This is a genomic window from Rufibacter sp. XAAS-G3-1 (genome assembly GCF_013623775.1).
Lineage (GTDB): Bacteria > Bacteroidota > Bacteroidia > Cytophagales > Hymenobacteraceae > Nibribacter.
The window spans coordinates 1-13,182 of record NZ_JABFAM010000030.1; the positions used below are offsets into that span (position 1 = coordinate 1).

Genomic DNA, 13,182 nt, shown 5'->3' on the forward strand with positions numbered 1-13,182 from the left:
ACTGCGGTCACACGCGGGAGAGTAGGTAGCCGCCAACCCCCAGCAAGCCGGCCCCGCCCCTGACAAGGAGGCGGGGCCGGCCCCTTTACGCCCACCCCCCGGAAGCCCCACCCCGCTGGCTGTGGGCCTGCCGCTGTGGAAACGGGCCGGAACTCTTTCAGGGAAAGCTCTAAACTGCCTGTTCTCTATTCACTTTAGCATCAACATAGTGGCGGAAATTGTCTTTTCCTTCTTAGACAACTTTCGGTAAGTGGAGTCCACATCGTGGACTCCGTGATCTTTTAGATATAGTAAAAAAAGAAGAAGGCTCATTAACTTAGTTAATGAGCCTTCTTCTTAATACTGGGAATCTAAACTAGAGTTTCTTACTACCACCAGTGACTATTTTCAAGAGGCTACCTTCTTGTAAATGTTTATTGGCTACATTTATCAATTCTTTTGGCGACAAAGCTTGTATTGACTCAAGTAGCTGTGAATAGAAGTTGATGGGTAAGCCTAATAGAACATTAGATTTATACTTATCCATTTTATCGAACAGAGTAGCATGATCTGACAGAAATTTACCTGCGAGGTGTTTTTTTGCTGTCACAAACTCCTCTTCAGATACTTCTTCCTGCTTGAGTAAATAGAGCTCTTTCGAAATTTCCGCAAGCGTTTCATGGATCTTATCTCCTTTTATATCAGCTCCAATAAAGAACAAGGAGCTATTCTCTTTATTGGATATAGCAGAGTAGATACCGTAAGTGAACCCTTTATCCTCTCGGATATTCTTCATTAACCTGGATCCAAAATAGCCACCAAGTATATGGTTGAGCAGGTATAAGCCAGGGTAATCTTGATGAGAGGGTGTTATAGTTGAACAACCAACCCTAATGGATGCTTGCATCTGATTGGCCGTCTGCTGTAAGAATAAACCCGTTTGAGGCAAATAATCTAGTCGGGGTGAAGTACTCACCACATTATCTGCATCATCTGTTAGGTCAGATAAGATGGCGTCTATCCCCGCCTTTGTGATATTACCTGTGATAAATACTTCTGCGGCAGAGAAAGTGTAGGCCTCTCTATGGAAGCTGATCAGATCATTAATAGTTAACGCTGCAATCTCCTCTTCTGAGATGGAGGAGACATACGGATGGTCTTTGCCATAGACAGCTGATGTAAATGCCTCAGTAGCCAGATAGCTGTTCTTTTGTTTGTCTACGGCTAACGTCTGGATCACTCGTTGCTTCATCAGTTTGAATTCATTCTCTGGGAAAGATGGGCGCTGAATGATTTCAAAGACAAGCGGGAGCAGAGAGGGAAGGAATTTAGATAAGCAGTATAATGTAACGGTAGATCTGTCAAAGCCATGGTTCACTTCCAGCGAGGCACCATAGTAATCTACCGTGTCTGCTATCTTTTTTGCATCATGTTCAAGGGTTCCTTCCTTCAGCATTTTAGCGGTAAGCGAAGCTACACCGGGCTTGGTTTGAAACCATTTACCGGCCTTAAAAACAAATTCAACCCGTATGACAGGTTGAATATTGTTCTCAAAGATATGAAGACGGGCTCCTGAAGGAGTTTTTATTACTTCGGGAGTAATAGATAAATCTGAAGAAAGTTCTGCAATGGCAGGGGGGATGGTACGGTTAAGAAGCATATATTATTGTTCGGCTTCGTCTAGTCTAAAATGAAGCGTGAAACGGAAGGTTTGGGCTAAAGGATTGTTCTGCTCATTCGGGATCATGTAGGCACCGTCAAAGCCAAATTTCTGATAGCGGATACCAAGCCCCATAGTGAAGTACTGACGGCCTCCTTTGAGCTCGTTTTCATAAAAGTAGCCTGCCCGAGCCGCGAACATATTGTCATACCAGTACTCTAAACCAGTAGATACCGTGATTTCTTTCAATTCCTCACTTCCGCCCTCGGGGGCATCCGTAAAGGATTTAACAATCCCAGAGAAAACATTGGTGTCGTCATTAGCCGCAGGATCATCTGATTGGGCGTAAGGAACCAGCAGTTTATTGCCATCTACCGCTAACGTGATCTTATTGTAAGGATCAAGCTCCATCGTAAAGGCAGTACCTAATCTTAGGTTAGTTGGTAAGAAGTCCTTTCTGCCGGCAGTAGTATAAGAGATCTTGCCCCCTACGTTAGAAATATTGCCACCTAGGGCCAGGTTATAGTTTTTGCCTCCCAAGGCAAGATCTTTCGTGTAATAAATTCCTAAATCAACCGAAGCAGTGTTACCAGGAGCAGACTCAAAGTTACCTGTTGCATTTACAACATTAGTATTTCCTGCCAAATTTGATCTGATAAAGCGGGCACCTATTCCCAAGCTTAAGTTCTCACTTAACTTTTGTCCATAAGAAAGAGAAACGGCGTATTCTTTTGGGTTGAAGGGCTGAAAATCATTCCCGGTTTGGGAAAAAACTATCTCACCTAAATCAAAATATAGCAATGACAGTGCAATTGAAGAATTAGGTGTTAATTTCTTTTGACCAGAAAGGTAGACCAAGCTCATGTCATTTACTATATTCCTAAGCCAAGGTGTATAAGATAATGACACCTCGAGGTCAGATTCAATAAAACCAAGTTTTGCCGGATTCCAGTAAGGAGCGTTTACATCAGGCGAAGTCGCAACTCCTGCGTCTCCCATGCCAGCTGAGCGTGCATCTGGAGATACTAAGAGGACTGGAACAGCAGTAGTGATTGGTCGATAATCTTGATTCTGGCCAATAGAATTTTGCGCTTTAACAGAGATACTAGCCAAGGAAACTAGAAAAAGAACTAAGATCGTAGATCTGAAGAAATTGCAGTTCATGCGGTATATAGAGATTGTAGTATCTGATATTATTTAAGTAAAACTAGCTTTTCGTAGCGAGATGTACTAGCACCATCCTGACGAGAACGTACATTTACTTTATATATGTATACGCCTTTGGCTAAAACATCATTATAGTCGTCTCTACCATCCCAGGAAAGGTTAGAGAAATGGGTACTTCCATCGCCGTAGCCATGGAGGGACTTAACCAGTTTTCCTGATACGGTAAATACCTGAATTAGTATATCCAGTTCCTGTCCCGGTCGGTTATGATCAAAGTGGAAAGTGGTTTTGTTCAGGAATGGGTTCGGGATATTGTACACATGGTCTAAGGCCAGTTTCTCAGAAGAAGCGACAATAAACTCAATCTTGGTGGTACTGGAGTTGTTATGCGTATCCCAGGCTTTCAGAGAAAGAGTGTGAGGCCCTACACCTACGTTCTGTAGAGAATACCGGATTTTACCTGATTGGTAAGAATCTACATCGGCGGTGTAAAACTCATTCAAGAGGATTGGTGCAGAAGATTTCTCATCCAGAATAGCCGTTATTTCATGCCCAATTCCGGCCCCGGCGGTATTGATGCCATTCTCATCAAATAGATGGGCCAGCAGCGTAGCCTTCGTACCAATGGTACCTCCAGAGACAAAAGACGCATCGTTTAGGTAAAGCTCTAACTGAGGGGGAGTATTGTCAGCAGCCACATCTGTGTTTGCTCCTCCCACAGGTACTGTGCTGGCGCCATGACCATCCTGGGCAGAAGAAGAGGCATACAAATGAATACTTCCATCGCCAATCTGGTAATTGATATCTTTGGGAATTACCAAAGAGACCTCAAACACGCCGCTCTTTACGGTTGCTAAACCATCATACAGGACATTGCTCCGGTTCTGAACTTGGCGTTTGGCGTTCTGGTCACCTAGGGTGATAAGCGTAGCCCGTTTGTCATACACGGTGATATGAATTTGGCCCTGGAAGTCAGTGGCTATCTGTTGTTGGCTGTTTTGAACAAAGCCTTGTAGCTGAACTTTGGAAAGTGCCTTTAGCGTGTCTGCCGTAGCAGCAGAGAATGGTTTGCCGTTCAGTTTAGAGAGTACAACCTCCAGATTAGGGTACGCCAGACGCATAGCCGGATCACCTACTAAGGCGAAGTTCCGGTTGTTCACCCCAAACAAACTCGCATTTTTGGTTTTATTGGTGAGTGCTCCCAACGTAGGCATGGTGCCGTTGGCCAGCGGCTGAAACAGAAAGTTGAAGAAATTGGTGTTTAAAGCCCGGTTTCCGTCTGAATAGACCGGCCGGGTGGTGGTCAAAAGCCCGATGGCACCTCCGTCTGGGTGGAACAAAGCTGTTTCAGCGCCTGAGGTACGCCTTGGGTCATCATACCGGCCAATCTCACAAGTGGCGGTTAGAAAGAACGTGAGTTTGTTGGCGTTTTTCCAGCTCTGTATTTCATTAATGGTGAGAATCTGTTCATCGGCTAAGCTCAGCGCATTGCCGTGGCCCGTGTAGTTGGTGACCAAGGCACCTTTCTCAATGGCTTCGCGCAGGGCTTGGTTTGTTTCTGGCGAGCGCTGCCCGTTAGGCACAGAAATCTGGGGGTACAAATCCAGGTAAATCTTTTGGGGCAAGTAGTCCGCGTGATTACGCTCTACCAACTCCGCCAGGTAATCGGCGTCATTCAGGTGCTCATTGGAATCACCGTCATCGGCTAAGAAAATAAGTCGTTTGCGCCAGTTGCCCAACGTTTGATCACTTTCATACCTGATGAGTTTATCAATGATCAGATCTGCCTCAGCAGGCGTTTTCACGGGTAGCCTGCCAATTCCAACGTCTAAGCGGTGAGCCAGCGAGAAATCAACTTCAGACCATTCCCCTTCTTCGTCATCCAGAAACCCGATGTAGTCGTCTGAGGAGTAAGAAAGCACCGGGTCTAAAGACTGACGGGATTGGTAAATAGGGATGAAATTGGTGTTTTGCGGGATTCTGTTTTTCGGGTCAAAAGAGGCATCACCCAGCAAGGCCACCTGAAGCAGGTCATCTCCCTGTTTGGCGCTGCGGGCATACAGCATCTTCAGAAAATCCCTAATAGCGGTGATGTCCTGTTTGCCCGACGAAAACTCTTCGTAGATGGCGGCTAAGGCAACAACCTCTACCTGTAAGCCCGAACGCGTGCGCCGGTGAGCCGCCAAACGCTGGGCCTGCGCCGAAAAGATAGCCGGGCTAATGATGACCATGTCCAGCTTTCCGTCTAAGTTAAGGCTGTGCAGATTCTGGTTCGCCACTTTTCCTATAAACGTGGGCGCGGGGAAAGAGGAGCCCTGGAAAACAACATACTCGCGCAACTGCCGGCTGCTCGCCGAAAAGCTAGCCACGCCATTGGCAATGGAAGTTACTTGCCTGACCGGCTTCAACGGGTCGGTTACCTCCCAAACCTGCCCCTCAGAAGTAGTCATGCCGCCAATCTGAAAAGTAGTCACAGCATTTTGCTTACTGGCCAATGACCGGAAACTGGTCTGGTTTCCGTAGAGTTTAAGTTGCCGTTGCGCGGAAAGCGTGAAGTAATTGAGAAATCCGGCGGCCGAAGAGCTGTTGCCGGGTTGGTAGGTATAGGAAACGTTCAGGTCATTGGTGTAGGTGAGCGCACTGAGCGAAGGCGAGAAATGAAGCACATGGTTTACGCCCTCGGGATGGTAATTGTACGAGCCTCTGCCCGAAACGGAGTGGGTGCCTACTGCGTTTCCGTTCAGTTTTACCGAAAACGAGCTGTTTTCCGGGGAGTTGGCCATTACCGCCGACGTAAACCAAACGGTACTGTTGGGAACCAAATCAGCAGCCGGAACAGAGAAAGTCTGCTGCGGCGCGAAGGACGTGAACTCCTCGCCGTACCATTCGCGGCCGGAGTTGACCATGTTGCGGAGGTCTACCTCGTGAAACCAGCGCTCATCATAAGAGGTCACAACCGGAAATGCCCCTGAAAGGGAAGCTTGCTGATTTATCCTCAACCCGGCAGACGAACCTACATTCAAATAGTAATAGGTAGTGTCACTGTATAGATTTAAGGTATGGCGGAAGGGCGATTGACCCGTAACCAGATTCTCTGACCAGGTATGAGGCCCCTGACCGTAGAACAGCAGGTAATCGTTCGCGTTAAAGGAGCCGTCCTGCTCCCCCTCTACCCAGATGGCGTTCTCTATTAAATCATCAGGGCGAGACGCAGAATTGGCTTGCGGCAGCATTCCGCCGCCGTTTCCAAACAGCCGCAGATTGCGCGGGTTCAGGTTTTGCAGGTTCACGCCCATCGCCTGAAGGGCAACTCTGTCTACCTTGTACATGCCCGAGGCCAGAACCCCAATCTTCAACCACTCCCCAGAAGCCAAGACCGAGCGGCTGGCATACGCCCGGCGAACCGCATCTGCACCAGTTGCTTTTCTGAGGTTATTTCCAGAAACAGAGCGAAAACTGAAGGAAAGCAATTTCTCCACGGCGCCCGTCTGCGGGTTCAGGCGGAAGGGCTGGAACGCGACCACGGAATGGGGAACCCGGTTAGCCGTACCCACGCTGATAACCGGTTGCAGTTCCGTTTTAAGGCTCTTTTTGGGAAAAGAGCGCATTTCTGCCTCGGTAAGCGGACTAAACTCCAGGTTGGTAAACTCAAAGGAAGTGACCGCTGCGTTAGGGAGGGAGAGCAGGTAGTAGGGAATCTCTTCGCGGCCCACAAAAGCCGCTTCCTCAAACGGGGGAATGGCCGGAGCCGGAGTTACTGCCGGAGAAGAATTGGCCGGAATGGTACGCCAGGAGACACTGCGTGTTTCGGCCTGGTGCTGAGCCCAGGCCGAAACGGCAGTAATCCAGAAGCCAGCGGCCAAAAGAAACTTCCTTACAGCATGCATGTTCGCGGGTAAAGGGTTACTCCGCAACACAGTCCCTCTCTCAATAGGTTCAACGCCCAAAACAGCGTGAAAAACCTAACTGAATGTTACTTAGTTGGCGGTGAGACGGTAAGAGAATGACTCCATAATCATGTTGGCCAGCAATTTCTTACAAGCCTCTTCCACTTTCTGGGCGGCAGCGGTTTCGTTTTCTGCCTCTAGCTGTAAACGAATGTGTTTCCCGATTCTTACATCAGAAACCTGCTCCAGCCCCAAATGTTCCAAACCCAACATCACGGCCTTTCCTTGGGGGTCTAACAATTCTGTGTGGGGCATGATGTCTATTTCGGCGGTGAATTTCATAGGGAAGAAGATTTATGGAAAAAGGATAAGATAATGTACATGGCCATGTTCAACGGAACGGCAGTAAAGTTAAGGATTGCCAGGAAAAGAAAAGAAAGTCCCACGAAAATATACCGTACCTCGTTGCCTTTCCAGGAGCCGCCTTTGAACTTGAGGGCAATCAGCGGAAGTTCCGCTATCAATAGATAAGAAAACAGAACTGTTATTCCCAGCAGCACATACGGGTTCATAATAAGGGGCGTTAACCCAAAATTGTCATACACCATAATAAGCGGCAACGACATGATGAACAAGGTACAGGCCGGCGTGGGCACACCAATGAACGAGGAAACCTGACGCGTGTCTATGTTGAATTTGGCCAATCTGATGCAGGAGAAAATGGTGATCAGGAAGCCGGCATACGGCAGAAAAGCGGGTAGGTCATAGCCGCCGGTTTCAATGGCCTGGGCCAGCATTTGCACCATGGCCGCGCCGGGCACCACGCCAAAAGAGACCATATCGGCCAGAGAATCCAGTTGTTTGCCTATCTCAGAATACGTGTTGAGCACGCGGGCCACCATGCCGTCCATAAAGTCTAAGGTGGCCGCGGCCACTACCCAGGCTGCCGCCGCCGTTAAGTCCTGCGCAAAAACAGCCGCCAGGGCAAGGCAACCACACAATAAGTTAAGGCAGGTGATAAAATTAGGAATGTGTTTCTTCATAGTGTTAGAAAAGTCGGTTCTGAGCCTGTTTTGGCAAAATTAGCTCAAAAACGGATTACTGGCTTTTTCTTCCCCAATGGTAGTAGAGGGGCCATGGCCAGGATATACGGTCACGTCACTGGGGAGCGTGAATAATTTGGTGCGGATGCTTTGAATAAGCGTGTTGAAATCGCCGCCCGGCAAGTCAGTGCGGCCAATGCTGCGGTGGAACAACACATCGCCGCCAATCAGGTTTTTGCTGGCGGGGTGGTAGAACACCACGTGGCCGGGCGCGTGGCCGGGCGTGAACAATACTGCCAGTTCGGTCTCCCCGAAGCGTACGTTTTCGCCCTCTTTCAGGAATTTCTCCGGTAAAATCTCCTGGTACTGCGGAAAGCCATAGGCCGCTGAGTACGTAGGCACCGCGCGTAGCACGGCTAAATCTTCTTCGTGGATTTCCAACGGCACGCCGTAGGTATCGGCTACGAACTTATTTCCCAGCACGTGGTCAATGTGGCAGTGGGTGTTCAGGAGCCGTACTACTTTCAGACCTTCCGCCTGAATGAAGTTCGTTAACTCCTGCTGCTCTTGTTTATCGGCGCAGCCGGGGTCAATGATGACGCATTCTTTGGTAGCGTCATACAGCACGTAGGTATTTTCTGAGAACGGATTGAACGTAAAGAATTTTACTTGCAGACCAGTGGCAGCCATGGAACACATCTTATTTTGCAGGCTCTAAGTTACAGATTTCAGCGGCACATGCCGTACCTTGTACCATGATTTATGATTATCTGGTAGTAGGGCACGGTTTGGCCGGCGCGATTTTGACCTGTTTTCTGGAAAAAGCCGGTAAAACGGTACTGGTTTTTGATGCGCCCAAAGCGAACTCGGCGTCACGGGTAGCGGCAGGCCTCATTAACCCCGTGGCCGGAAAGCGGTTCGCCAAAAGCTGGCAGGTAGACGCGTTTCTGCCCGCCGCCGCCGCCTTTTACCAGGAAATGGAAGAGCGTTACCAGACCGAGTTGTTCCACCGCAAACCCATTCTCAAACTCTTCTCCACGCCCGAGGAGCAGAACAACTGGATGGGCAAAAGCACCGATGCCGCCTGGGAGGGTTACATTGAAACCACGCACCTGCAACTGCCTCCCTCCGAAGACGTGCATCAGGAATTGGGCGGTTTGCTTATTCAGCAGGGCGGTTACGTGGCGCTGCGTACTTTCCTGGACATTCGGGAAAAAGACCTCAGAAACCGCGAGAGATTTCGGCCGGAGGCCATTGACTTTACGCAGCTTCAACTGCTGCCAGACGGCGTTCGCTACGGCGATGTTCAGGCGAAGAGAATCATTTTCTGCGAGGGAGCCGGTGGGGCCCGGAATCCGTTTTTCAGTTGGTTGCCCTTTTCTTTGAACAAAGGCGAAATTTTAGACATAAATGTGCCCGATTTTGCCGCTTCATATATCTATAATAAAGCCGTTTACGTTGTGCCTTTAGGGCAACACCGCTACCGGGTGGGCGCTACCTACAACTGGCGCAATCTGGAGGAAGAGCTTAGCGCAGACGCCAAAGAAGAGCTTACCGCCAAAGCGCAGGACATTCTCAAAAAACCGTTTACCGTGGAAAAGCAGTATGTAGGAACCAGGCCCGCCGTGCGGGATAGGAAACCGCTGATTGGGCTGCATCCGGAGGCCCCGCAGGTAGGGATTTTCAACGGCATGGGTTCTAAAGGGGTCTTGATGGCGCCCTTGCTGGCGCAGCAGTTTCTCGCTGCGCTGGAACAGCAAACGCCCCTGTGGCCTGAGGTGTCTATTGCCCGGTATTTATCGTTATATTTAGCATCAACGTCTAACACATGAGTCAACTCTCTACTCGCTTCTTACAGGTTTGCCGGTTATTTGTGTTGCTCCTCTGCGTAGGAGCGCCCGCGTTCACGTACGGCCAGGCCACTGCCCCAGATGACTTCGGGCAGAACCGCATCCAGTACAAGCGCTTCAACTGGCAGTACTACAGCACCCAGAACTTCAACATCTACTTCTCGCAGGACGGCCGTGAGCTGGCCCGCAACGCTGCCGAGCACGCCGAGCGCGAGCTGAAGCGCATCACAGCCCTCATTGGCTACTATCCTTATTCCAAAATCACCATTATCATGTACAACTCTGTGTCAGACATGAAGCAGAGCAACATCGGGCTGATTGATGATCCGTACAAAGGCGGCAATGATGCCCTGTTTGTGAAAAGCAAGATTGAAGTGGCCTTTGAAGGTTCCCAGACCGAGTTGAAGCGCCAGATGACGTACCGCATTTCTGAATTGCTGCTCTCAGACATGATGTACGGCGGTAGCCTGAAGGAAGTGATCCAAAGCAATTACCTGCTGCGGTTACCCGAGTGGTTTGTGTCTGGCGCGGCCGCGTACCTGGCCGAAGGCTGGAGCGTGGAGATGGATGACTACATGCGTGACATGATCCAGAAAACGGGTGGTAGACGTTCAGATCCTTTGTTTGCCCGTAACCAGCGCATGACCGGCCAAGCCATCTGGAACTACATCGCCGAACGCCACGGCACCGCCGCCATCCAGAACATCCTCAACCTGACGCGCATTACCCGTGACATTGAAATAGGCATTGCCAGCAGCCTCAACATGCCCTACAAGCGGTTCATGCGCGATTGGTTTGCCTACTACACCCAAATGAACACCTTTGCCGAAGGAACCCTGCCTTCGCCCAGCAAAGACAACAAAATCAAGAAATCTAATGCCCGCAATGCCCTGTACTCAGAGCCAGCCTTGAGCCCCAGCGGGCAGAAACTGGCCTACGTTACCTATGACCGGGGGGCGTACAAAGTACACGTTCGGAATCTAGCCTCCAAAGGCCAAAGGATTGTGTACCGGGGTGGATTTAAAATGCCTAACCAAGAGGTAGACCATACGGTGCCGTTGTTATCCTGGCGGTCAGAATCCCAACTGGGTATTTCTGATGTGCGGCGCGGGAAACTGCAACTCAAATTACAGGATGCAGGCCAACGGTACATTCCGGGCGTGGCCACGGTGAAGAATCTGTTAGGGAAAACAAACAACGTGCTCCCTTTGAATGCCTACAGCCAGGTAGCAGGAGTTGATTTCTCTGAAGACGGGCAATTCATGGTGCTGAGTGCCGTGAAAAACGGGCAGAGTGATTTATACCTGTACCGCGGCGGCCGGTTAGTTCGGCAGTTAACCAATGACGTGTTTGATGACCTGGAGCCGTCCTTTTTACCGGGCACCAGTAACCGCATTGTCTTCAGTTCTAACCGCTTTGCAGATTCACTTCAGTCTAGCCGGGGCAAGTTCAATGCGGTCGCCAATAACTTTGATATTTACCTGTTTGACCCTAACAATACCCAAAGCCGCTTCTGGCAACTGACCTATACGCCGTCTAATGAAGTGATGCCTATTGGATTGTCTGAAGACGAAATCATGTATTTGGGCGAGGAAACCGGTATCAGGTCGCTTTACCGCCATAACATTAAGACCGGCACCGTAGAGCGCGTCTCCGCTTTCCGGCAGAACATCAAAACCTATGATTATAACGTACGCACCGGTAACCTCACGTTTGTGGCCAATGACCGGGCGAAGGAATTTCTGTACCATTACCCTAATTCAGCCCTCACGGCCGTAGCGCAGACCGGCTTTAAAACCAGGCGCCAGGAAGTACTGGAAGGACATCTGCAGCGCCGTATTCAGCAAGAGAATGCGCGGGTGGCGGCGGCTTTAGCGGCCAAAGCAACGGCAGACTCATTGGCGGCAGTACGGGAAAGCCAGTTGGCGAGTGGTGTCATAGATAGTACTGCCCTAGACAGCACCGCAGCGCCGGTGAAACCAAGAGTGGCTGCCAAGCCCAGAACCATCATGGCCATGGGCACGCCAGATTCGCTGGTGTTAAATTACCCCAAACCGTATGATCTGCGTTTCGGGGTAAACAACCTGGTGACCTCTATCCATGCAGACCCGCTGCTGGGCTTCGGGTTTGTGATGGAAGTGGGCATGGCCGATCTGTTTGAGGATTACCGCATTAGGGGCGGGGTCTTTGCGCTCACAGACCTCCAGACCACCAACTTTTACGCCGAGTACTCCAACCTCAAGAACCGTTACGATTACCGGGTGGGGTATCAGAAGCAAAGCGTGTACCAGGCCAACGGAGCCTTTATAAGACGCTTGCACAAACATGAAATCTTGCCCGCCCTCAGCTATCCGTTGACCAATGCGCTAAGTGTGAAATTCCTGCCTCGCTACTCCAACATTAGGTACACCGTGATTGAGAACTTCTCTGAACCAGACATGGTGATGGATTTTGTGGGTGTAGGCGGTGAATTGGTGTATGACAACTCGGTGGTAACGGGCATGAACATGCGCGAAGGTACCCGCATGAAAGTAGGCATCACCCGCATGTACGGCATAGGAAACAAAGAGATCGGGTTTGGGAAGTTCTATGTAGACCTACGGCATTACCAGAAAATACACCGTGAGTTTGTGTGGGCTAACCGGTTAAGCTACGGCCATTCCTTTGGGCAAGACCCCAAAAAGTACTTGTTGGGTGGGGTAGACAACTGGATCAACGCCTCTGAAGACACGGTCAATATCACTGATCCGGCAGACTTTTTCTATCTTGACTTCGCTACCCCCATGCGGGGCTTCAACTACGGGGCCCGCAACGGCAGCCGCTACGTGCTTTGGAACACAGAACTGCGGTTGCCGCTCTTCCAGTATCTGTTTGAAGGGCCCATCAACTCTGGCTTCTTCCGAAACTTACAGCTGGTAAGTTTCTTTGACGCCGGAACCGCCTACAACAGCGGGAACCCGTTCAGCGATGACAACTCGGTAAACACCCAGCCGGTACCAAGGCCTCCGTTTGAGGTGATTGTCCGCAACTTTAGAAACCCGTTCATGTATGGCTATGGTTTCGGGGCGCGAACTACCTTGCTGGGCGTGTACGGCCGGTTTGACATGGCTTGGGGAGAAAGAAACCTGATCCGGGAAGGGCCTAAGTTCTACTTTTCCATGGGCTATGATTTCTAACCAGTTGCCTCTATTGGTAACTAACGTGAACTCGGGAATTGAAAGAGGCTTTAGGGTTAGCAACTATTCCTTTTGATGCTCTTTCGGGGTTCTATGTTGTGTTGCTCTTTCGGAGTTCCACTCCGGAAGCAACCTGCTGGGGAGTTCCACTCCCCTTCTTCTGCAACACCTGCCCGTGGTTCACGGCGGAGTAAGAACTCCGCAGCAGGCAGGTTCGGGAGTAGAACTCCCGAAAAGCAAAAACAGTAGAAACAGCAGAAATACTCCCTAAACAGGCATTGCAATAAACCGTATTTCCTCTTAATGTTAATGGGCTTGAAAAACAAAATCCATGAAAGCTACCTATACTACCTAACCTTAACAGTGGTAGACTGGATAGATGTTTTTACAAGACCCGTTTACAGGCACATCGTTCTAGAG

Annotated in this window: 8 protein-coding genes; 2 read left to right on the forward strand and 6 right to left on the reverse strand. The window is 49.9% G+C overall.

Translation table 11 applies throughout. The features are described 5' to 3' along the window. Positions 1–355: 355 nt before the first annotated feature. The 6 genes from HHO50_RS20685 to HHO50_RS20710 all read right to left on the reverse strand — a co-directional run bounded on the left by HHO50_RS20685 (position 356) and on the right by HHO50_RS20710 (position 8,426). Positions 356–1,639, reverse strand: coding sequence for a pitrilysin family protein (locus HHO50_RS20685; protein ID WP_181309053.1), 1,284 nt, complete (start codon positions 1,637–1,639; stop codon positions 356–358). Between the two features lie 3 nt (positions 1,640–1,642). Continuing rightward, entirely contained in the window at positions 1,643–2,803 is a 1,161-nt protein-coding gene (porV, locus tag HHO50_RS20690; protein WP_181309054.1) for a type IX secretion system outer membrane channel protein PorV, read from the reverse strand. 29 nt (positions 2,804–2,832) lie between these two features. Continuing rightward, positions 2,833–6,693: a type IX secretion system sortase PorU gene (gene porU, locus HHO50_RS20695; RefSeq protein ID WP_181309055.1), complete on the reverse strand. Its 3,861-nt coding sequence runs from the start codon at positions 6,691–6,693 to the stop codon at positions 2,833–2,835. Between the two features lie 90 nt (positions 6,694–6,783). Further along, positions 6,784–7,035 carry a phosphoribosylformylglycinamidine synthase subunit PurS gene (purS, locus tag HHO50_RS20700; protein ID WP_062543786.1) on the reverse strand — a complete coding sequence of 84 codons (252 nt, stop codon included), beginning with the start codon at positions 7,033–7,035 and terminating at the stop codon, positions 6,784–6,786. Then, positions 7,032–7,736: a CDP-diacylglycerol--serine O-phosphatidyltransferase gene (gene pssA, locus HHO50_RS20705; protein ID WP_181309056.1), complete on the reverse strand. Its 705-nt coding sequence runs from the start codon at positions 7,734–7,736 to the stop codon at positions 7,032–7,034. Before pssA ends, purS begins: the two co-directional genes overlap by 4 nt. Positions 7,737–7,775: 39 nt before the next feature. After that, complete coding sequence (locus HHO50_RS20710) at positions 7,776–8,426, reverse strand: MBL fold metallo-hydrolase (protein ID WP_181309057.1); 651 nt, start codon at positions 8,424–8,426, stop codon at positions 7,776–7,778. Positions 8,427–8,491: 65 nt separating this feature from the next. On the opposite strand from HHO50_RS20710, the gene HHO50_RS20715 reads away from it, so the two are divergent. Both HHO50_RS20715 and HHO50_RS20720 read left to right on the forward strand, forming a co-directional pair. Continuing rightward, on the forward strand, positions 8,492–9,568 hold the full coding sequence (locus HHO50_RS20715) for an FAD-binding oxidoreductase (RefSeq protein ID WP_181309058.1): 1,077 nt from the start codon (positions 8,492–8,494) through the stop codon (positions 9,566–9,568). Continuing rightward, the gene (locus HHO50_RS20720; protein WP_181309059.1) at positions 9,565–12,762 is read left to right on the forward strand and encodes a hypothetical protein; all 3,198 of its coding nucleotides are present in this window, start codon (positions 9,565–9,567) and stop codon (positions 12,760–12,762) included. Before HHO50_RS20715 ends, HHO50_RS20720 begins: the two co-directional genes overlap by 4 nt. Positions 12,763–13,182 lie beyond the last annotated feature (420 nt).

Coding starts and splice junctions, on each gene's coding strand:
- HHO50_RS20685 (WP_181309053.1), bottom strand. CDS start 1,639: ATGCTTCTTAACCGTACCATCCCCCCTGCCATTGCAGAACTTTCTTCA.
- porV (WP_181309054.1), bottom strand. CDS start 2,803: ATGAACTGCAATTTCTTCAGATCTACGATCTTAGTTCTTTTTCTAGTT.
- porU (WP_181309055.1), bottom strand. CDS start 6,693: ATGCATGCTGTAAGGAAGTTTCTTTTGGCCGCTGGCTTCTGGATTACT.
- purS (WP_062543786.1), bottom strand. CDS start 7,035: ATGAAATTCACCGCCGAAATAGACATCATGCCCCACACAGAATTGTTA.
- pssA (WP_181309056.1), bottom strand. CDS start 7,736: ATGAAGAAACACATTCCTAATTTTATCACCTGCCTTAACTTATTGTGT.
- HHO50_RS20710 (WP_181309057.1), bottom strand. CDS start 8,426: ATGGCTGCCACTGGTCTGCAAGTAAAATTCTTTACGTTCAATCCGTTC.
- HHO50_RS20715 (WP_181309058.1), top strand. CDS start 8,492: ATGATTTATGATTATCTGGTAGTAGGGCACGGTTTGGCCGGCGCGATT.
- HHO50_RS20720 (WP_181309059.1), top strand. CDS start 9,565: ATGAGTCAACTCTCTACTCGCTTCTTACAGGTTTGCCGGTTATTTGTG.